General features: G+C 65.2%; 19 protein-coding genes. 18 read left to right on the top strand and 1 reads right to left on the bottom strand.

Annotated elements, in window-relative coordinates; all coding sequences use genetic code 11:
* The first annotated feature begins 57 nt into the window (after window positions 1-57).
* The 6 genes from purD (at window position 58) to EV686_RS03775 (ending at window position 4,494) form a co-directional block, all read left to right on the top strand.
* Window positions 58-1,356 (top strand): phosphoribosylamine--glycine ligase, encoded by a 1,299-nt coding sequence (purD, locus tag EV686_RS03800; protein ID WP_132473735.1) that lies wholly within the window; start codon window positions 58-60, stop codon window positions 1,354-1,356.
* Between the two features lie 63 nt (window positions 1,357-1,419).
* Window positions 1,420-2,328 (top strand): oxygen-dependent coproporphyrinogen oxidase, encoded by a 909-nt coding sequence (hemF, locus tag EV686_RS03795; protein ID WP_132473733.1) that lies wholly within the window; start codon window positions 1,420-1,422, stop codon window positions 2,326-2,328.
* Window positions 2,325-2,969 carry a nicotinate (nicotinamide) nucleotide adenylyltransferase gene (gene nadD / locus EV686_RS03790; RefSeq protein WP_132473731.1) on the top strand — a complete coding sequence of 215 codons (645 nt, stop codon included), beginning with the start codon at window positions 2,325-2,327 and terminating at the stop codon, window positions 2,967-2,969. Before hemF ends, nadD begins: the two co-directional genes overlap by 4 nt.
* A gap of 22 nt (window positions 2,970-2,991) precedes the next feature.
* Complete coding sequence (gene rsfS, locus EV686_RS03785) at window positions 2,992-3,405, top strand: ribosome silencing factor (protein ID WP_132473729.1); 414 nt, start codon at window positions 2,992-2,994, stop codon at window positions 3,403-3,405.
* On the top strand, window positions 3,402-3,872 hold the full coding sequence (gene rlmH / locus EV686_RS03780; protein WP_132473727.1) for a 23S rRNA (pseudouridine(1915)-N(3))-methyltransferase RlmH: 471 nt from the start codon (window positions 3,402-3,404) through the stop codon (window positions 3,870-3,872). The genes rsfS and rlmH overlap by 4 nt, the downstream gene beginning before the upstream one ends.
* 13 nt (window positions 3,873-3,885) lie before the next feature.
* On the top strand, window positions 3,886-4,494 hold the full coding sequence (locus EV686_RS03775; protein ID WP_132473725.1) for a Maf family protein: 609 nt from the start codon (window positions 3,886-3,888) through the stop codon (window positions 4,492-4,494).
* 16 nt (window positions 4,495-4,510) lie between these two features.
* On the opposite strand, the gene EV686_RS03770 is transcribed toward EV686_RS03775, so the two are convergent.
* The gene (locus EV686_RS03770) at window positions 4,511-5,701 is read right to left on the bottom strand and encodes a class I SAM-dependent methyltransferase (RefSeq protein ID WP_377748304.1); all 1,191 of its coding nucleotides are present in this window, start codon (window positions 5,699-5,701) and stop codon (window positions 4,511-4,513) included.
* A gap of 316 nt (window positions 5,702-6,017) precedes the next feature.
* Here EV686_RS03770 and EV686_RS03765 point away from each other — a divergent pair, with 316 nt between their 5' ends.
* The 12 genes from EV686_RS03765 to hslO all read left to right on the top strand — a co-directional run bounded on the left by EV686_RS03765 (window position 6,018) and on the right by hslO (window position 19,372).
* Window positions 6,018-7,223 carry a multidrug effflux MFS transporter gene (locus EV686_RS03765; RefSeq protein ID WP_243650736.1) on the top strand — a complete coding sequence of 402 codons (1,206 nt, stop codon included), beginning with the start codon at window positions 6,018-6,020 and terminating at the stop codon, window positions 7,221-7,223.
* A gap of 226 nt (window positions 7,224-7,449) precedes the next feature.
* Window positions 7,450-7,686, top strand: coding sequence for a 50S ribosomal protein L28 (gene rpmB / locus EV686_RS03760; protein ID WP_132473721.1), 237 nt, complete (start codon window positions 7,450-7,452; stop codon window positions 7,684-7,686).
* Window positions 7,687-7,711: 25 nt separating this feature from the next.
* Window positions 7,712-7,879, top strand: a complete 168-nt coding sequence (gene rpmG, locus EV686_RS03755) for a 50S ribosomal protein L33 (RefSeq protein WP_014750397.1) — start codon at window positions 7,712-7,714, stop codon at window positions 7,877-7,879.
* Between the two features lie 429 nt (window positions 7,880-8,308).
* On the top strand, window positions 8,309-10,969 hold the full coding sequence (leuS, locus tag EV686_RS03750) for a leucine--tRNA ligase (RefSeq protein WP_132473719.1): 2,661 nt from the start codon (window positions 8,309-8,311) through the stop codon (window positions 10,967-10,969).
* A 7-nt stretch (window positions 10,970-10,976) separates the two neighbouring features.
* Window positions 10,977-11,633, top strand: a complete 657-nt coding sequence (locus tag EV686_RS03745) for an LPS-assembly lipoprotein LptE (protein ID WP_132473717.1) — start codon at window positions 10,977-10,979, stop codon at window positions 11,631-11,633.
* A gap of 64 nt (window positions 11,634-11,697) precedes the next feature.
* Window positions 11,698-12,750, top strand: coding sequence for a DNA polymerase III subunit delta (holA, locus tag EV686_RS03740; protein WP_132473715.1), 1,053 nt, complete (start codon window positions 11,698-11,700; stop codon window positions 12,748-12,750).
* Window positions 12,751-12,883: 133 nt separating this feature from the next.
* Window positions 12,884-14,158, top strand: a complete 1,275-nt coding sequence (locus EV686_RS03735; RefSeq protein ID WP_132473713.1) for a glutamate-5-semialdehyde dehydrogenase — start codon at window positions 12,884-12,886, stop codon at window positions 14,156-14,158.
* Window positions 14,159-14,174: 16 nt separating this feature from the next.
* Window positions 14,175-14,591, top strand: coding sequence for a CopD family protein (locus tag EV686_RS03730; protein WP_132473711.1), 417 nt, complete (start codon window positions 14,175-14,177; stop codon window positions 14,589-14,591).
* A gap of 12 nt (window positions 14,592-14,603) precedes the next feature.
* Window positions 14,604-16,304, top strand: a complete 1,701-nt coding sequence (locus EV686_RS03725; RefSeq protein ID WP_132473709.1) for a THUMP domain-containing protein — start codon at window positions 14,604-14,606, stop codon at window positions 16,302-16,304.
* Window positions 16,305-16,311: 7 nt separating this feature from the next.
* Window positions 16,312-16,842 carry an RDD family protein gene (locus EV686_RS03720; RefSeq protein ID WP_132473707.1) on the top strand — a complete coding sequence of 177 codons (531 nt, stop codon included), beginning with the start codon at window positions 16,312-16,314 and terminating at the stop codon, window positions 16,840-16,842.
* A 102-nt stretch (window positions 16,843-16,944) separates the two neighbouring features.
* The gene (locus tag EV686_RS03715) at window positions 16,945-18,273 is read left to right on the top strand and encodes an AMP-binding protein (RefSeq protein ID WP_132473705.1); all 1,329 of its coding nucleotides are present in this window, start codon (window positions 16,945-16,947) and stop codon (window positions 18,271-18,273) included.
* Window positions 18,274-18,451: 178 nt separating this feature from the next.
* Entirely contained in the window at window positions 18,452-19,372 is a 921-nt protein-coding gene (hslO, locus tag EV686_RS03710; protein ID WP_132473703.1) for an Hsp33 family molecular chaperone HslO, read from the top strand.
* Window positions 19,373-19,471 lie beyond the last annotated feature (99 nt).

Here is a 19,471-nt window from a genome sequence, read left to right as displayed (position 1 = left end):
AGGCCTGGCCAGCATCGCATGCAGTTTCCCGAACCTAGGGTCTGTCAATACTAAACCATGAAACTACTCGTAATCGGCGGCGGTGGCCGCGAACACGCCCTGGCCTGGCGCCTCGCCCAATCGCCTCGCGTCCAGACGGTATACGTCGCCCCCGGCAACGGCGGCACGGCCGGCACCGACCTGCTGCGCAACCTGCCCATCACGGACCTGGACGAACTGGTCGAGTTCGCCCGCACCCAGGGCATCGCCTATACCGTCGTCGGGCCGGAAGCCCCCCTGGCCTCCGGCATCGTCGACAAATTCCGCGCTGCGGGCCTGAAGATCTTCGGCCCGACCAGGGCGGCCGCACAGCTGGAAAGCTCCAAGGACTTCGCCAAGGCGTTCATGACGCGCCACGGCATTCCCACGGCCGCCTACCAGACCTTCACCGACCCCGAGCAGGCCAAGGCCTATATCCACAAGCTGGGCGCCCCCATCGTCATCAAGGCGGACGGCCTGGCTGCCGGCAAGGGCGTCGTCGTCGCCGAAACGCTGGAACAGGCGCTGGAAGCCGTCGACCACATGCTGGGCGACGGCAGCCTGGGCGAGGCCGGCGCGCGCGTCGTCATCGAGGAGTTCCTGCAAGGCGAGGAAGCCAGCTTCATCATCATGTGCGATGGCCAGAACGTACTTGCGCTGGCCACCAGCCAGGACCACAAGCGCCTGAACGACGGCGACCAGGGCCCGAACACCGGAGGCATGGGCGCCTACTCCCCAGCCCCCATCATCACGCCGGAACTGCACAACCGCATCATGCGCGAAGTCATCTACCCCACCGTGCAGGGCATGGCGGCGGACGGCATTCCCTTCACCGGCTTCCTGTATGCGGGCCTGATGATAGGCGACGGCCCCGACGCCACGCGCGCGCTGAAAGTGCTGGAGTTCAACTGCCGCCTGGGAGATCCCGAAACCCAGCCCATCATGATGCGCATCAAGAACGATCTGACGGAAGTCTTCGCCAAGGCCATCGCCGGCAAGCTGGACGAAGCCGCCATCGAATGGGACCGCCGCACCGCGCTTGGCGTCGTCGTTTCCGCCGCCAACTACCCGCAGGCGCCTCGCACGGGCGACGTCATCGCTTCGCTGCCCAAGGACACCGATGAATGCCGCGTCTTCCATGCCGGCACGAAGCTGGAGGACGGCGTGCTGAAGACCGCCGGCGGCCGCGTGCTGTGCGTCACGGTGCTCGCCGATTCGGTGCGCCGCGCCCAGGCGAATGCCTATGCGGCCTTGCGCGAAGTCCAGTTCGACGGCCAGCACTATCGCCGCGACATCGGCTGGCGCGCCCTGCCCGACCGGCCGCGCAATCCATCCTGAGCCATGCGCCCGCCTCACGGCGGGCGCGCTGTCCGCCAACCCTGTGAGCCAAGCGTCCTTCCCATGAGCATTCCCATTCCTTCGGCCTACGACTATTTCCTCGACCTGCAGTCCCGCATCGTCCAGGGGCTGGAGCAGGCGGGCGGCGACGCTTTCCTGTCGGACGCCTGGACGCGCGAGGAAGGCGGCGGCGGGCTGTCGCGCTACCTCGAAGGCGGCCGGACATTCGAGCGCGCCGGCGTACTGTTCAGCCACGTCAAGGGCAAGACCCTGCCGCCATCGGCCAGCTCGCATCGCAAGGAACTGGCGGGCCGCTCGTGGGAAGCCATGGGCGTGTCCATGGTGCTGCATCCGCGCAACCCTTACGTGCCCGTCTCGCACATGAATGTGCGCCTGTTCGTGGCGCACGCCCCGAAAGACTCAAATGAGCAGGACGTCTTCTGGTTCGGCGGCGGCCTGGACCTTACACCCTGCTATCCGTTCATGGAGGACGTGCGCCATTTCCATACGGTCTGCCGCGATGCGGTCGCCCCTTTCGGCGAAGACAAGTATCCGGCCTACAAGAAGTGGTGCGACGAGTATTTCTATCTGAAGCACCGCCAGGAAACGCGCGGCGTGGGCGGGCTCTTCTTCGACGACCTGAACACGCCCGATTTCGATTCGTGCTTTGCAATGGTGCGCTCGGTGGGCGACAGTTTCCTGTCCGCCTATCCACCCATCGTGGAAAAACGCAAGAACACCGCCTACGGCGAGCGCGAGCGCAGCTTCCAGGCCTATCGACGCGGCCGCTACGTGGAGTTCAACCTGGTCTTCGACCGGGGCACGCACTTCGGCCTGCAGTCCGGCGGCCGCACGGAATCCATTCTGCTTTCCATGCCTCCGCAGGCAAGCTGGCGCTATTGCTGGACGCCCGAATCGGGCTCGCCGGAAGCGGAACTGACCGGCTATCTTAAGCCGCAGGACTGGATATGAGTGCAGGCCGAGCCGCATCCGGCGAGCCCGTCGGCGTCGGCAAGCCCCGGATAGGCCTGCTCGGCGGCAGCTTCGACCCCGTGCACTCGGCCCACGTCGATCTGGCCCGGGCCGCGCTCGAGCAGCTGGCGCTCGACCACGTGGAACTGCTTCCTGCCGCCGATCCCTGGCAGCGCCGGCCGCTAGGAGCCAGCGCGCGGCAACGCCAGACCATGCTGGAACTGGCCACGGCGGACCACCCCCGCCTGCTGGTCAATCCGGTGGAGCTCGAACGCGGCGGCAAAACCTACACCATAGACACAGTATCGCAACTGCCCGATACCGCGCAGTACATCTGGATCCTGGGAACAGACCAACTGCAGAATTTCTGTTCCTGGCACCGTTGGCGCGATATCCTCGGCCATGTGACGCTGGCCGTGGCGCAACGGCCCGGCAGCGCGCTACAGCCGCCGGCGGAGCTTGCCGATGCGCTCGACAGCCTGGGCGCCGGACTGCTGCACATCGATTTCACGCCGCAGAACATCTCGGCCACGGACGTACGCAGGCGCATCGCCGCCGGAGAGCCGACTGACGATTGCCTGCCTCCCGCCGTCGCCCGATATATCGGACAACACCAACTCTATCTTTCCTACCCCGCGTGACAATCGCGGTATATTCCCACCTATGAATCTGACACAACAGCAACGCTTGGTCATCGACGCGCTCGAAGACGTCAAGGCCCAGGACATCAAGGTATTCAATACCTCCCACATGACGGGTCTGTTCGACCGCGTCATCATCGCCAGCGGCGCATCCAACCGCCAGACACGGTCCCTTGCATCCAGCGTGGCCAACAAGGCCCGCGAGCACGGGCTGTCCATCATCGCCTACGAAGGCGAGGACAGCGGCGAATGGGTCCTGGTCGACCTGGGCGACATCGTGGTGCACTGCATGCAGCCCGCCATACGCCAGTACTACAACCTGGAAGAAATCTGGGGCGGCAAGCCCGTGCGCGTCAAGCTGCTGCCGCAATCGACCCAGCCCTCGCTGCCTTCGTATTCCGAAGACTTCAACGACGGCGATTTCGGCGACGAATGAAGCTGCTCGTGCTGGCCGTCGGCAACCGCATGCCCGACTGGGTGGAAACCGCCTGGCGCGACTACGCCAGGCGCATGCCGGCCGACCATGCCGTCGAGCTGCGCGAGATCAAGCCCGAACCGCGCACCAGCGGCAAGACGCCGCGCCAGATGATGCAGGCCGAAGGCGTGCGGCTGCGCGGCGCGCTGCCTCAGGGCGTCACGCTGGTCGCCCTGGATGAGCACGGTCGCGATCTCACCACCGAAGCGCTGGCGCAAAAGCTGGAAGCCTGGCGCAACGATGGACGCGACGTGGCCTTCCTCATCGGCGGACCGGACGGCCTGGACAGCGAACTGAAGGCGCAGGCCCACGAACGCATCCGCCTGTCGTCCCTGACATTGCCGCATCCCATGGTGCGCGTGCTGCTGGCGGAACAGCTTTACCGCGCCTGGTCCATCAACGCCGGGCATCCCTATCATCGGGCCTGAAACAACCGAAGCCATGAACGAGCAGGCACTGTTCTCTCCCATCTACCTGGCATCCGCCAGCCCCCGCCGACATGAACTGCTGACGCAGATGGGCATCCCCCACGAAGTGCTGCGCATACCGTCGCCCCCGGGCGAGGACGAACCGCGCCTTGCCGGGGAAACCCCGGTCGACTATGTCAGGCGCACGGCCCGCGAAAAGGCGGAGCGTGCCGTCGCCTGGGTGCGTTCGCAAGGCCTGAAGGATCTTCCCATCCTGTGCGCGGACACGACCGTGGCGCTGGACGGGGACGTGCTGGGCAAACCGGCCGACCTGGCCGATGCCGCCGCCATGCTGCGCCGCCTGTCGGGCCGCGCCCACCATGTGTATTCGGCCCTGGTTCTGGCCGACGCCCAGGGCATGCGCGAAGCCCTCTCCCGCACCGAGGTCAGCTTCAAGACGCTGTCGGAAGAGGAAATCGCCTGGTATTGCGCCAGCCGGGAGCCCCTGGGCAAGGCCGGCGCCTACGGCATACAGGGCAAGGCCGCCCTGTTCGTCGCGCATCTGTCGGGCAGCCACAGCGGCGTGGTCGGGCTGCCGCTGTACGAAACCTACCAATTGCTGACGCTGCCTGCCGGCCGCTGATTCCCCCGCCGGCCCATCAGGAGCGGTAGATGTAGTCGCGCCGCCACGGATACGCCAGGTCCTGAGGGAGATCCAGCTCATCCGAGCGCGCGCTGACGCGCGGTTGCGCCAGTATCTGGTGCAGGGCGATCCAGCCATGCTCGAAACCCATGGCGCAACCAGCCAGGTACATGCGATAGGCGCGCAACGAACGCTCGCCCTGCTCTCCCCCAAGGATTTCCCGCGCCTGCGGCAGCCTGGCCTCCAGCGCGTCGCTCCATGCCCACAGGGTGCGCGCATAGTGCGGACGCAGATTCTCGATGTCCACATCCTCCAGGCCGCCATCGGTCAGGCTGGTCAGGACGTGGCCGATATGCGTCAGCTCTCCGCCGGGGAAGATATAGCGCTCGATGAACTCGCCCATGCCGGCTCCCAACTGCCCGTGCGCCACGCCGCCGGCCGTGATGCCATGGTTCATGATCAGCCCGCCCGGGCGCAGCAGATCGCACAACCGCGAGAAATAACCCTGCAGTTGCGCCCGGCCCACATGCTCGAACATGCCGACCGATGCAATTTTGTCGTAAGGCTGGCCGGCCTCCAGCTTGCGGTAGTCCAGCAGATGCATGCGCACCCTGCCCGACAAGCCGCGCTCTTCGATCAGGCGATTGACGTACGCATGCTGGTTGCGCGACAGCGTGATCCCCGTGGCATCCACGCCATAGTTTTCCGCCGCCCACAGCAGCAGGCCGCCCCAGCCCGCGCCGATATCCAGGAAGCGCTCGCCCTCCGTCAGCCGCAACTTGCGGCAGATATGGTCCAGCTTGGCCTCCTGCGCCTGCGCCAGCGTCATGTCCGGCTCGCGGAAATAGGCGCATGAATAGACGCGCCGGGGATCCAGCCAGAGCGCGTAGAAATCATCGGACAGGTCGTAGTGGAATTCGATCTGCCGCGCATCGCGTTCGATGGAATGGCGCCAGACGGACATCACGCGCCGCACCAGATCGGTGAACCAGCCGCCATGAGCGGCCTCGACCGGAGAGCCCGGCAGGATGGCGGCCGCCACTTTCATCAGGTCCCGCATGGATCCGTCCACGTCGAACTTTCCTTCGACATAGGCCTGCCCCAGCACTCCCGCCTGGCCTGCCGCCAGATGCGCAAGCGTGGATCGGTCCTTGATCCACAGCCGTACCTGCGGCTGGCTGTCGCCAAGCCTGGCGCCGTCCGGCATGACCAGTTGGACCGGCAGCGGCAAAGCCGCGAGTTTCTCTTCAACAGCAGAATTTACCGAGTTCAAGACATCCCTCCCTTCTTGTGACCACGCAAAAGACCACTATCGCCGTCGAATGTTGCCATAAGTTCCCCTCAGGGAAAACGGCCTGCGGTCTCTTTAAGACGCAACCAGTCGTAACCGTTGTCCCATGATAAGATGCCATGCTTCGTCTCCCGCATCCGGGCAATGCCGCCACGGACGCCATCACCCGACAACTTCCGCACCGGCCACAGCGCAATGCCTTGGCGATGCCGATTGTTTTTCCCGCATTCCCATGCCAGCTTCGCATCTCACAAACCGCATCCCTTCCTGGCTGTTCCTGATGGGGCTGGTCACCGCGCTCGGCCCGCTCGCCGTCGACATGTATCTCCCCAGCTTCACGTCCATCGCGAGGGACTTCGGCGCACCCACCAGCCACATCGAACGCACGCTGGCCAGCTATCTGCTGGGTCTCGCGCTGGCGCAGCTCGCCTACGGCCCCATCACCGACAGATACGGGCGCAAGATCCCCCTGGCGGCCGGACTGTCGATCTTCATCTTCGCATCCTTGATGAGCAGCCTGGCCGACAGCGCCGGCGAACTCACGTTCTGGCGCGTGGTCCAGGCATTCGGCAGCGCAGCCGGCATGGTAATCCCGCGCGCTGTGATCCGCGACAATCTGGAAACGCGCGATGCCGCCAAGGCGCTGTCCCTTATCATGCTCATCATGGGGGTTACTCCCATACTCGCGCCTCTGCTGGGCGGCCAGGTGCTGCTGTTCTGGAACTGGCGCGGCATTTTCCTGATCATGGCGCTGGGCAGTGCGCTGCTGCTGGCCGGCGCGCTGATGACGATGCGCGAAACACTGCCGGAAGACAGGCGCACTCCGCTTGCATGGAAACGCATCGCCCTGTCCTATGCGGACCTGCTGCGCGACAAGGTGTTCATCGGCTATTCGCTGGCGGGAGGATTCGGTTCCGCCGGAATGTTCAGCTACATTGCCGGATCTCCCCGCACGTTCATCGAGATCTACGGCGTCGATCCCAGCCGCTTCGGCCTGCTTTTCGGCATCAACGCGATAGCCCTGATCCTGGCCTCCCAGGTCAGCGCGCGGCTGCTGAGCCGCCATACGCCGCAGCGCCTGCTGCGGCGCGCGCAGGCCGGCATGATGATCGCCGTGCTGACGGGCCTGGCGCTGACCCTGACGGGCATGATCACGCTGCCGCTGCTGATGGCGTGCCTGGTCTGCTATATGGCCTGCCAGGGCTTCGTGAACCCGAACGCGGCCGCCATGGCCCTGGACAGGCAGGGGCACCGGCTCGGCGTCGCCTCGGCGCTGATGGGGTCGATGCAGATGCTGGCGGGCTCGCTGGCCGGGATGAGCATCAGCGCCTGGCACTCCGATACCGCGCTGCCGCTGACCGGCATACTGGCGCTGTGCGCCACCCTGTCGTGGCTGTTCGGCAGGATGGCGATGAATGCTGCGGCCCCGGGCGCCTGATCATGGAACGGCCGACCGCCAGAAAGGCGGCGCTGGCATAGGTGATGTCACCGCGCGTGTTGGTCCTTGACCTCATTCAGTTATTGATTTTGGCCACGAGCGCGATAATTCCGATCCCAGCCACAGTTTGGTGGCAAACAACGGCAAGAGCTTGCACACAAAAGGGATTTCGTTATAGAATCATTGTCTTTGGTGTACAGACAGAAAGAATTCAAGGGGTATGATCATGGCACGCGTATGCCAAGTTACCGGCAAGGGCCCGATCGTGGGCAACAACGTTTCGCACGCAAACAACAAGACCAAGCGTCGTTTTTTGCCCAACCTGCAATCTCGCCGGTTCTGGGTTGAAAGCGAGAACCGCTGGGTCCGCCTGCGTGTTTCGACCAACGCCATCCGCACCATCGACAAGAAGGGCATCGACGCCGTTCTGGCCGAAATGCGCGCCCGCGGCGAACTGGCTTAATCCGCCAGGCATCTAGGAGCTCATCATGGCAAAAGGCATTCGTGAAAAGATCAAGCTGGAATCCACAGCCGGCACGGGTCACTTCTACACCACGACGAAGAACAAGCGCAACACACCGGAAAAGATGCTGATCAAGAAGTTCGATCCGGTCGCCCGCAAGCACGTCGACTACAAGGAAACCAAGCTGAAATAAGCTGGTCATCCTGTATCGCACCCCAGAAACCCCTGCCTTTGCGCAGGGGTTTTTGTTTTATCGCCGCAATTCTCGCCAACGCCTAGCCGGGAGGGAGGCGATGTGCTCCCGGGCGGTTTCGGGGCCGGCCTGTGTTTTCACGGCTGGACGGGATACAAGGCGTGCGCTGTCCGAGCAAGGCGTTTTCGATGGTCCGGGGGACCATCGATCTTGCGAGTTCGCACGCCGCCCGTCCAGCCGTGAAAACACAGGGAAGTCCCGGAGCGCAGCGCAGGGACCCGGACACGCTAGCCCGGGAGCACATCGCCTCCCTCCCGGCGGGTTAGTTACGGCGGGCAAACCAGCCGACTGGCACAGAGACACCAGAACCTCAGCGTCCGCCCTATAATGTCGGGTTCACATACCGTTTTCTCAAAAAGAACCTCATCCATGCAGGAACGCTACATCCCCTACCAGGTCGAAGCCGAAGCCCGCCAGAACTGGCAATCGCGCAATGCCTATCTCGTCGACGAGAAAGCCGCCGCCCCCGACGGCTCGCCCAAGCCCAAGTTCTACGCCTGCTCCATGCTGCCCTACCCCAGCGGCAAGCTGCACATGGGACACGTGCGCAACTACACCATCAACGACATGATGGCGCGCCAGCTGCGCATGCGCGGCTACAACGTCCTCATGCCCATGGGCTGGGATGCTTTCGGCATGCCTGCGGAAAATGCGGCCATCAAGTCCGGCGTGCCTCCTGCGAAGTGGACGTACGACAATATCGCGTACATGAAGAAGCAGATGCAATCCATGGGCCTGGCCATCGACTGGTCCCGCGAAATGTGCGCCTGCGATCCCGAATACTACCGCTGGAACCAGTGGCTGTTCCTGAAGATGCTCGAAAAAGGCATCGCCTACCGCAAGACCCAGGTCGTCAACTGGGATCCGGTCGACCAGACCGTGCTGGCCAACGAGCAGGTCGTCGACGGCCGCGGCTGGCGCTCCGGCGCGCTCGTCGAAAAGCGCGAGATCCCCGGCTATTACCTGCGCATCACCGACTACGCCGAAGAACTGCTGGACACTGTGCAGAACAAGCTGCCGGGCTGGCCCGAGCGCGTGCGCCTGATGCAGGAGAACTGGATAGGCAGGAGTGAAGGCGTGCGCTTCGCCTTCACCCACGACATCCGCGGCGAAGACGGCCAGTTGATCCAGGACGGCCGCATGTACGTATTCACGACACGCGCCGACACCATCATGGGAGTCACCTTCTGCGCGGTTGCTCCCGAACATCCGCTGGCCACGCATGCCGCGCGCAACAACCCCGAGCTGGCCGCATTCATCGAAGAATGCAAGAAAGGCGGCGTTACCGAAGCCGAACTCGCCACCAAGGAAAAAGAAGGCCTGCCCACCGGCCTGCAGGTCATCCATCCTCTGACCGGCGATGCCGTCGACGTCTGGGTCGGCAACTACGTGCTCATGAGCTATGGCGACGGCGCCGTCATGGGCGTGCCCGCGCACGATGAGCGCGATTTCGCCTTCGCACTGAAATACGGCATTCCCATCAGGCAGGTCATCGGCGTCGAAGGCAAGGCCTACTCCACCGAGCAGTGGCAGGACTGGTACGGCGACAAGCAACAGGGCGCCACCATCAACTCGGGCAAATACGACGGCCTGGCGCATGCCGCCGCCGTGGATGCCGTCGCCTCCGACCTCGAAGTCAAGGGCCTGGGCCAGAAACAGACCACGTGGCGGCTGCGCGACTGGGGCATTTCCCGCCAGCGCTACTGGGGCACTCCCATCCCCATCATCCACTGTCCCAGTTGCGGTCCTGTTCCCGTCCCCGAGAAGGACCTGCCGGTCGTATTGCCGGAAGATCTCGTACCCGATGGCAGCGGCAACCCCCTGAACAAGAGCGAAGCCTTCCTGAAGTGCAAGTGCCCGTCCTGCGGCGCCGACGCCCGGCGCGAGACCGACACCATGGACACCTTCGTCGATTCCTCCTGGTACTTCATGCGCTACACGTCGCCTGGCAACAGCCAGGCCATGGTCGACGAGCGCAACGATTACTGGATGCCCATGGACCAGTACATCGGCGGCATCGAGCATGCGGTCATGCACTTGCTGTACGCCCGCTTCTGGACCAAGGTCATGCGCGACCTGGGCCTGCTCAAATTCGACGAGCCCTTCACGCGCCTGCTGTGCCAGGGCATGGTGCTCAACCACATCTATTCGCGCCGCACGCCGCAGGGCGGCATCGAATACTTCTCGCCCCAGGAAGTCGAGAACGTCACCGATGCCAAGGGCGCGGTCATCGGGGCGAAGCTGCTGGCCGACGGATCGCCCGTGGACTACGGCGGCATCGGCACCATGTCCAAGTCCAAGAACAACGGCGTCGATCCGCAGTCCCTGATGGACACCATGGGCGCCGATACGGCTCGCCTGTTCGTCATGTTCGCCAGCCCGCCCGAACAGACGCTGGAATGGTCGGAAAGCGGCGTGGAAGGCTCCAACCGCTTCCTGCGCCGCGTCTGGGCCTTCTGCCACGGCAACCTGGAAGCCCTGCGCGCAGGCGCTGCCGACTACAACGGCAACTGGGACGATATCGACGAAGCCAGCAAAACGCTGCGCCGCGAAATCCATACGCTGCTGCGCCAGGCCGACTACGATTACCAGCGCATGCAATACAACACCGTGGTATCGGCCTGCATGAAGATGCTCAACACCCTGGAGGCCGCCGAGCTGCCGGATACGCCCGTGGCCAGGCGGGCGCTGGCGGATACCACCGGCATCCTGTTGCGGGTCCTGTATCCGGCCGTGCCGCACGTCACCTGGAGCCTGTGGAAGGAACTGGGCTTCGAAGCCCAGTTCGGCGATCTGCTCGACGCCCCCTGGCCCGAGGTCGACGAAGCCGCGCTGGTCGCCGATGAGATCGATCTGGTCCTGCAGGTCAACGGCAAGCTGCGCGGCAACCTGCGCATCGCCAACGGCATGGAAAAGGCCCTGATCGAACAGGCCGCGCTCGCCCACGAGGCCGTCGCCCGCTTCCTCGAAGGCAGGCCCGCCAAGCGCGTCATCGTCGTCCCCGGCAAACTGGTCAACGTCGTAGGATAAACCACGCATGCACAGCACAATTCGCGTCAGCCCGGCCTCCAGTTCCTTCATCCCGGACAGTTTCCGGCGCTGGCTGCGAAGCCTGCTGTGCCTGGGCCTCGCCCTTGCAGTGGCCGGCTGCGGCTTTCAACTGAAAGGCACATCCCCCCTGCCGTTCGAAACGCTCTACACCAATATCCCGGACTCCTCCGAGTTTGGCGCGCAATTGCGCCGCGCCATACTGGCGGCCTCGCCCGACACGCGCTTCGTCAGCGACCCGCAGGATGCGCAGGCCAAGCTGGTGCAGCTGGCGAACCGACAGTTCCAGCGCGAGCTGTCCATCGATGCGCAAGGGCAGGTCGAAGAATACGAACTGAACCTGGAATTCGTGTTCCAGCTGACCGACGACAAAAACCGGCTGCTGCTGCCGCCGACCACGCTGCGCTCGACACGCGACATGCCCTACGACCCCAACTCGGTCCAGGCCAAGCAGGGGGAAATCGCCACGGTATACCGCAATATGCGCCGGGGCCTGATCGACCGCATCGTGCGCCGCCTGACATCGCCCGAAGTCACCGAGGCATACCTCGATCGCGACGCGCAGCCCATCGACGAAAATCCTCCGGAAATGCCGCCGACGCCCTCCTCCTCGCAAGAGCTGGACCTGCAGGAGATCGAACCGTGACGGCGGCCCGTACCGCGCCGGCCATCGCAGGATCTGCCGGCGTCACGAGACCCTGAGGCCGGCCATGGGACGATCGCTGGACGCCGACCGCTTCCTGAAGCTGCTGTCCGAAGAACGGCCGGCGCTGGATCCTCTGTATCTGGTGTCGGGCGACGAGCCGCTGCTGATCACGGAAGTCGCCGATGCCGTGCGCGCAGCGGCCTCCCGGCTGGGCTTCACCGAGCGCACCAGTCTCGTCATGGATGCGCGCAGCGACTGGGGCGCCGCCATCGCCGCCACGCAAAACGTATCGCTGTTCGGCGACCGCCGCCTGGTCGAGCTGCAACTTCCTTCTGGCAAGCCGGGCAAGACCGGCGCCGACACCCTGGGCAAGCTTGCCGCCATGGCCGCCAGCGGCGCCCTGGCCGATACGCTGCTGCTCATCAGCCTGCCCCGCCTGGACAAGGCCACTCGCAGCGCCAAGTGGGCGCAAGCGCTGTTCGATGCAGCCACCGGCATCGAAATCGCCTCCATCGGCCGCAACCAGCTTCCCGGCTGGATTGCGGCCCGCCTGGCGCGCCAGGGCCAATCCCTGCAGCGCGACAGCCTGGAGTGGATGGCCGACAAGGTGGAAGGCAATCTGCTGGCGGCCCACCAGGAAATCATGAAACTCGGCCTGCTGTATCCGGAAGGCGCCATTTCCCAGGAGGACCTGGAAAAAGCCGTGCTGAACGTGGCCCGCTACGATGTGTTCGGCCTGCGCGACGCCATGCTGGCCGGCCACGGCGACAAGGCCCTGACCATGCTGGCCGGCCTGCGCGCCGAAGGCGAGGCCCTGCCGCTGGTCCTGTGGGCCGTGGGCGACGAGATCCGCGTCCTGGCCCGCCTTGCCGAAGCCCAGGCCAAGGGCGGAGACCTGTCCGCGGAAATCCGCAGGAACCGCATCTTCGGCAATCGCGAGCAACTGGCAAGGCAGGCGCTGCGCCGGATTCCCGCCAGGGCCTGGCCCGCCGCCGTGCAGCACGCCCACGATGTCGACAGGCTCATCAAGGGCCTGCGGGCGGAAGGCCGGCTGAACGATCCCTGGGAAGAACTTTCGCGCCTCGTGCTGCGCATCGCAGTCGCGGGAAAACGCTGAGGCCTGCGCCGACAGGCCCCAGGCCCCGGCAGGCATTCGCAACACAGGCGGACCGCGTTTGCGCACGCATCCACACAGCAACCTCGAATACTGGGATAATCAGAGAATTGTCCAGATTTTTCCCGCAAGCATCATGAGCCACACCGACAAGCAGCTCTCCGACATCGCCCTCATGGCAAAAAGCGCGCGCGCCGCGTCGCGCCAGATGCTCTCCGCCTCCGGCCGCGACAAGGCCCGGGCGCTGCGCCTCATGGCTCAGGCCATCCAGGAACAGCGCCAGGCGCTGCAGGCGGAAAACGCCAAGGACCTCGATGCCGCCCGCAAGAACGGCCTGGAAGATGCGCTGGTCGATCGCCTGGCCCTGTCCGACAAGGCGCTGGACACCATGGCCGCCGGCCTGCTGCAGATCGCCGACATGCCGGATCCCATCGGCAGCACGACGGCTTCGGCCATTCGTCCCAACGGCATGCGCGTCGCGCAGATGCGCGTGCCCATCGGGGTCATCGGCATAATCTACGAGTCCCGCCCCAACGTCACTATCGACGCCGCCGCCCTGTGCCTGAAGACCTCCAACGCCGCCATCCTGCGCGGCGGCAGCGAGGCCTTTCATTCCAACCGCGCCCTCGGCGCCATCATCCAGCAATGCCTGGCGCAAGCGGGGCTTCCCGTCGACGCCATCCAGGTGGTCGGCACGACGGACCGCGCGGCCGTCGGCGAGCTCATCACGCTGAGCGACGACGTCGACGTCATCATTCCCCGCGGCGGCAAGAGCCTGATCTCCCGCATCGCGGCCGACGCCAAGGTGCCCGTCATCAAGCACCTGGACGGCAATTGCCACCTCTTCATCGATGCCGATGCCGACCTGGACAAGGCCCACGACATCACGCTGAACGCCAAGACGTACCGCTACGGCATCTGCGGCGCCCTGGAAACGCTGCTGGTCCACCAGGACATCGCAGACCGGGCCCTGCCGCGCATCGCGCAGTCCCTGACGGAAAAAGGCGTCGAGCTGCGCGGCTGCGAGCGCACGCGCGCCATCGTGCCGCACGCGGCTCCCGCCACCGAGGCCGACTGGGAAACCGAATACCTGGGCCCCATCCTCGCCATCCGCGTCGTCGACGACCTCGATCAGGCCATGGAGCACATCGCCCGCTACAGCTCGCAGCATACCGAATCCATCGTCACGGAGAATCTGGCGGCCGCCAATCGCTTCCAGCGCGAGGTCGACTCCAGCTCCGTCTACGTGAACCTGCCCACCTGTTTTGCCGACGGCTTCGAATACGGCCTGGGCGCAGAGATCGGCATTTCCACCAACCGCCTGCATGCGCGCGGCCCGGTAGGCCTGGAAGGACTGACCACCATGAAGTGGGTACTGTCGGGCGACGGCCAGTTGCGCGGCCAGAACTGAGGCAAGGCGCTCCATCATGCTCTGGGTCAAGACGCTGCACCTGCTGTTCATCATTTCCTGGTTCGCCGGGCTGTTCTACCTGCCGCGCATCTACGTCAACCTGGCCCAGGCCGACAACGACGAGGTCTACGCCTGTCTGCTCGGCATGGCCGAGCGGCTGTACCGCTTCATGACGCCCCTGGCCATCCTCGGGGTCGCCTTCGGCCTGTGGCTGTACCTGGGCTACGGCCTGGGCCGCGCCCAGGGCTGGATGCACGCCAAGCTGGCCCTGGTCTTCGTACTGGCGGGCTATCATCTGCACTGCAAGCGCGTGCTCGACCGCTTCCGCAGCCGCAACAACCGGCGCAGCCACACGTACTACCGCTGGTACAACGAACTGCCCGTCATCCTGCTGATTTTCATTCTCATCCTGGTCGTCGTCCGACCATTCTAGGCAAGTCACTCCATGGCCGACGATACGCCACGCAAGACCCTCTCCCTGAAGAAATCTCCGCCGGCCTCCGGCAGCCAGGCCGAGCGCGAAGCGCCGCGCCAGCGCACAGGCGCGCGCGCGAAGGCGGTCGCCCAGGCTCGCTTCGAGCGCCGTCCCGAGGCCACGGACGCGCCGCAAGACAAGCGCCGCCCTCAATCTCCGGACAAGGGCGGCCCGTCCCGGGCCGGATTCCGGCCGGTCGTCAAGGTTGATGCAGACAGACAGGTCGAAGCCAGGCGCCCATCCCGCGCCAGTTCCGACGTACGCCCGCAAAGCCGGCAGAAGCCCTCCACAGGCTCCGAACAAGCTTCCGGCGACAGGCGCAGGCGCCCGGAACTCAAAGAGCATGCGTCCAGATCGGCTTCGCATGCTGTATCCGACCGGCCGGCAAGGCTCTCCCGGGCGGAAGCCATGCCCTCCTATACCGAACGCATGCGCCATCGCGGCCCCGAAATCGAAGGCGGCATGGGCAGGCCTCACCTGCTGGCCGACACCATGCCCAGGGAACGGCAGATCATCGACACGCGGCCGGGCGAGCAATTTCCCGTCTTCGCCCCGTGCCCGCAGGGCCTGGAGCAGCCACTGGCGGAAGAACTGACGCGTCTGGGCTTTGCCGACGTCAAGGCCGGGCGCGCCGGCTGCCGATTCCGCACCGACTGGGCAGGCATCCAGAAGGCGAACCTGCATTCCCGCCTGGCCACGCGCATCCTGGTCCAGGTTGCCAGGAGCCTTGTCGCAAAGGAAGACGACATTCTCGAGCTGGCGCGCGCCACGCCCTGGGAGCAATGGTTCGGCCCCGACCATACGCTGCGCGTCGACACCTCCGCCATCCGCAGCCCCATGCAAAGCCTGCAGTACTGCAATCTTCGCGCCAAGGACGGCATCTGCGACCGCCTGCGCGAGCGCGAAGGCAGCCGGCCCAGCATCGACACCGTGCGTCCCGACGCGCGCGTCCATCTGTTCCTGGACGAGCGCTCGGCCACCCTGTACCTGGACACTTCCGGCGAGTCCCTGTTCAAGCGCGGCTGGCGCCTGGACAAGGGCGAAGCGCCGCTGCGCGAGAATCTGGCCAGCGGGCTGCTGGCGCTGTCCGGCTGGAAACCCGGGCAGACGCTGCTCGATCCGTTCTGCGGCAGCGGCACCATCCTGATCGAGGCTGCCGGCATCGCATTGGGCGCGCCCCCCGGCATCTGGCGGCCATTCGCCTTCGAGCGCCTGCGCAACCATAACGACAGGCTGTGGCACGACATCAAGGACGAAGCCCGCGCCGGCATCGCCACGCGACTGGACACCCCACTGTTCGGACGCGATCTCGACGAAAACGCCATCCAGGCCGCTCGGGCCAATGCCAAGCGCGCATGGCTGGCTCCCGATGCCATCGATTTCCGCGCCGGAGACGCGCTTGCCATCGAGCCGCCCTCGAAGCAGGGCTGGATCGTAACCAATCCGCCCTATGGCGAGCGCCTGGACAGCACTGGCGCGACCTTCTGGCGGCAATGGGCCGAGCACCTGAAGCGCAGCTTCTCGGGCTGGCAGGTGGCCGCCATCACCAGCGACCTGGACCTGCCCAAGCACCTGCGGCTCAAGCCCCGCCAGCGCATTCCCCTGCACAATGGCGCGCTGGACTGCCGCCTGTTCCTGTTCGAAATGGTGGCCGAAGGCTACCGTTCCTGAATCACGCATGAATCAACAAGCCTCCGCATCCCCCGTATCCTCGCCCGCGCCGGCGGGCCGCCTGCGCCGCTTCGCCAGCATGATGTACGAATCCGTGCTGCTGTTCGGCGTCATCTTCACCGCCGGCTATCTGTTCGATACGCTGACGCAAAGCCGCAGCGGTCTTATCTTCCGCCACGAACGCCAGCTCATCCTGTTCCTTGCCATCGGCATCTATTTTTTCCTCAGTTGGCGCCGCAGCGGGCAGACCCTGCCCATGAAAACCTGGAATATCCGGCTGGTCGACAAAAACGGCAAGGTGCCCGGCGCCGGCGTCCTGGTCCTGCGCTACCTGCTGATCTGGCCCATTCCGCTGCTGGCGGCCTATGCCGTGCGCCTGGCTTCGGAGGCCACAGGCTATGCCTCGACCGATCTCCTGATCGTATTCACGCCCTTCACGCTGTTCATCCCGACGTGGCTGAATCGCGACGGCGACTTCCTGCACGACCGCATCCTGGGAACCCGGCTGGTCGACGCGCAGCGGAAAAAAGGGGTATAAACCCCAAGGTCTGTATTTCCAGCGGGGGGATTGCGTACAAGGCGCTTGTCGTTCATGCTTAGGGCTAAACACAATTCCGCCGTCACGTACGTCAACAGCCGAATGAATAACCAATATCCGGAGCTTTACCCCTCGTACCTCTGGCTCGTTCCCTCCGTGTTCAACATGGCGGATGCATGTGCCCACCGCTGGGCAGGCAACACGCACGAGGGCCGGAATGCAGCCATCTACTACGAAGATGAAGCAGGACGGCGCGACGTCTGGACCTACACCCGCCTGTCGGCCACCGCGCAACAGCTCGCCAACGGGCTGGAGCGCATGGATGTCGTACCCGGAGACCGCGTCGCCATCGTCATGACGCAGCGGCCCGAGGCCGTGGTCTCCCTCATGGCCGTTCTCAGCGCGGGCGCCATCGCCGTTCCCCTGTCCAGCCATGCCAGCCCGATCGCGCTGCGCAACAGCCTGCTGGATTCCGGGGCGCGCGTCGCCATCGTCGACAACATCTGCGGCAACAGGGTGCTGCAGGCACAGTGCCCGCAGCTGAAGCAGGTCATCGGCTTCAACTTCGAAAGCGACGCCATCATCCCCTGGCGCACCCTGCTGGCGCGCCAGCCCGCCGTCTTCCGGACCTTGCCGACGCTCTCACGCGCACCCGCCCTGCTGCTGTACCCCACCGATACCGAACACACCGCCGACGGCGTCCTGCTGTCCCATGCCGCGCTGATCGGCGCCCTGCCCGGCTTCGTCGCTTCGCAGAACTGGTTTCCCCAGAAAAACGACATACTCTGGTCGCCCGACTGGAACGCCTGGGGCAGCCTGCTGCATGCCCTGTTGCCGGCCCTTTACTTCGGCCGTCCCGTCGTGGCGGCGCCCAACGGATTCTCTCCGCACCAGGCGCTGACCATCATGTCCCGCTATCAGGTCACCAATGCCTACCTGTCGACCGCCCTGGCCGCCCGCATCGCCCAGGAGCCCGACCTGCTGGAGCGGCATGCCGAGCAGCTTGCTCTTCGCGCCATCGCCGTCAGCGGTCCGCCGCTGCCCGACGCCGTCGCCGACCGCCTGCAGCAACAGATCGGCCTGAAACCCAACCTGGCATGGAGCCACCTGGAAACCAACGCCCCCATCGGCGACAGCCACCTGAAATGGCCCGGCCGTCCCGGCAGCCTGGGGCTGCCTTACCCCGGCCATCGCGTCGCCGTCATCGATACGCGCGGTACGGCGCGCCCTACGGGCATGGCGGGCGAAATCGCGGTGCACCGCAACGACATCCACGGTCATCCCGACCCTGCGCTGTTCCTGGGCTACTGGCAAAAAGACGACCTGACCCGCAGCCGCTACATCGGCGACTGGTGCCTGACCGGGCTATGGGGGTTCATGGACGCCGACGGCTATGTCTGGCTGAAGCCGCGCAAGGCCCAGCCCGCATAAGATGCCCCCACGCTGCGCAGGCTGACGCCCGCTTGCTGCCCCCCAAGGGGGCGCTTTTTACCTTGGGGCGGCCCGGCGGTAAAAAATGCCCCCACGCTGCGCAGGCTGACGCCCGCTTGCGCTCCACCTCGCGGTCTGCATGCCGCTCGGATTCGCCCAATTCGGCTAAAATCCACGGATGTCCGAATCCCTGAAAAAATACCTGTTCCCCGACCACGGCACCCGCGTGCAGGCCGTGCGCCTCGTAGATGCCTGGCAAGCCGGGCTCGCTCACCAGCAGTATCCAGCCTGCGTACAGACTTTGCTCGGAGAGCTGACAGTCGCCGCCACCTTGCTGTCCGCCAACCTCAAGTTCGACGGTTCCATCGTCCTGCAGCTGCAGGGCAACGGCCCGGTCGCGCTCATCGTGGTCGAATGCACTTCCAGCCTGAATGTCCGGGCCAGCGCCACATTGCGCGAAGATGCCGTCATCCCCGATGACGGCGATCTGCAATCGCTGATCAATCCCGACGGACAGGGCCAGTTCATCGTCGTCATCGATCCCCGCCGCAGCGGCAGCCACCTGACGCCATACCAGGGAGTCGTTCCCATGGAAGGCGACAGTGTCGCCAAGGTGCTCGAACACTATATGCGCCAGTCGCAGCAGTTGGACACCCGGCTATGGCTGGCAGCCGACAGCCGGCAAATCGGCGGCCTGCTGCTGCAGCGCCTGCCGGATCACGGCGGCAACGAGCACTGGTCCGAATCCGTGGAGCCCTCCTGGGAACGCGCCTGCCACCTGGCCTCCACGGTCAAGCAGGAAGAACTGCTCACGCTCGATCCCGACACGCTGGCGCACCGCCTGTTCTGGGAAGAGCAGCTGCTGATGTTCGACCCTCTTCCCGTCCGGTGGCATTGTCCCTGTTCGCGCGAGCGCGTGGCCGAGATGCTGCGCATGCTCGGTAGCGAAGAGATCCAGGACATCCTGAACGAACGCGACAGCATCGAGGTTGCCTGCAATTTCTGCGGCAAACCCTATCGTTTCGACGCGGTGGACTGCGCCGGACTGTTCGCCGGCCAGACGGGCCAGCCAGCTCCACCCAGCATGTCGGTGCACTGAGCCCCGTTACTATCTTCCTGTCCCGAGATAGTCGGGACTCTGGCCAGCCAGGTCCGGCATGATTCCTGCCCCCAGTCGTCCATGATCCGGGGGGTGTTG

The sequence above is a fragment of the Paracandidimonas soli genome, assembly GCF_004342005.1.
Lineage (GTDB): Bacteria > Pseudomonadota > Gammaproteobacteria > Burkholderiales > Burkholderiaceae_B > Paracandidimonas > Paracandidimonas soli.
Note: the sequence above shows the minus strand (reverse complement) of the source record. Positions and strands in the feature narration are given on the sequence as shown.

What these genes read in the sequence shown, in the direction of transcription:
- purD (WP_132473735.1), top strand. Translation starts at nt 58, where the DNA reads ATGAAACTACTCGTAATCGGCGGCGGTGGCCGCGAACACGCCCTGGCC.
- hemF (WP_132473733.1), top strand. Translation starts at nt 1,420, where the DNA reads ATGAGCATTCCCATTCCTTCGGCCTACGACTATTTCCTCGACCTGCAG.
- nadD (WP_132473731.1), top strand. Translation starts at nt 2,325, where the DNA reads ATGAGTGCAGGCCGAGCCGCATCCGGCGAGCCCGTCGGCGTCGGCAAG.
- rsfS (WP_132473729.1), top strand. Translation starts at nt 2,992, where the DNA reads ATGAATCTGACACAACAGCAACGCTTGGTCATCGACGCGCTCGAAGAC.
- rlmH (WP_132473727.1), top strand. Translation starts at nt 3,402, where the DNA reads ATGAAGCTGCTCGTGCTGGCCGTCGGCAACCGCATGCCCGACTGGGTG.
- EV686_RS03775 (WP_132473725.1), top strand. Translation starts at nt 3,886, where the DNA reads ATGAACGAGCAGGCACTGTTCTCTCCCATCTACCTGGCATCCGCCAGC.
- EV686_RS03770 (WP_377748304.1), bottom strand. Translation starts at nt 5,701, where the DNA reads ATGCCGGACGGCGCCAGGCTTGGCGACAGCCAGCCGCAGGTACGGCTG.
- EV686_RS03765 (WP_243650736.1), top strand. Translation starts at nt 6,018, where the DNA reads ATGCCAGCTTCGCATCTCACAAACCGCATCCCTTCCTGGCTGTTCCTG.
- rpmB (WP_132473721.1), top strand. Translation starts at nt 7,450, where the DNA reads ATGGCACGCGTATGCCAAGTTACCGGCAAGGGCCCGATCGTGGGCAAC.
- rpmG (WP_014750397.1), top strand. Translation starts at nt 7,712, where the DNA reads ATGGCAAAAGGCATTCGTGAAAAGATCAAGCTGGAATCCACAGCCGGC.
- leuS (WP_132473719.1), top strand. Translation starts at nt 8,309, where the DNA reads ATGCAGGAACGCTACATCCCCTACCAGGTCGAAGCCGAAGCCCGCCAG.
- EV686_RS03745 (WP_132473717.1), top strand. Translation starts at nt 10,977, where the DNA reads ATGCACAGCACAATTCGCGTCAGCCCGGCCTCCAGTTCCTTCATCCCG.
- holA (WP_132473715.1), top strand. Translation starts at nt 11,698, where the DNA reads ATGGGACGATCGCTGGACGCCGACCGCTTCCTGAAGCTGCTGTCCGAA.
- EV686_RS03735 (WP_132473713.1), top strand. Translation starts at nt 12,884, where the DNA reads ATGAGCCACACCGACAAGCAGCTCTCCGACATCGCCCTCATGGCAAAA.
- EV686_RS03730 (WP_132473711.1), top strand. Translation starts at nt 14,175, where the DNA reads ATGCTCTGGGTCAAGACGCTGCACCTGCTGTTCATCATTTCCTGGTTC.
- EV686_RS03725 (WP_132473709.1), top strand. Translation starts at nt 14,604, where the DNA reads ATGGCCGACGATACGCCACGCAAGACCCTCTCCCTGAAGAAATCTCCG.
- EV686_RS03720 (WP_132473707.1), top strand. Translation starts at nt 16,312, where the DNA reads ATGAATCAACAAGCCTCCGCATCCCCCGTATCCTCGCCCGCGCCGGCG.
- EV686_RS03715 (WP_132473705.1), top strand. Translation starts at nt 16,945, where the DNA reads ATGAATAACCAATATCCGGAGCTTTACCCCTCGTACCTCTGGCTCGTT.
- hslO (WP_132473703.1), top strand. Translation starts at nt 18,452, where the DNA reads ATGTCCGAATCCCTGAAAAAATACCTGTTCCCCGACCACGGCACCCGC.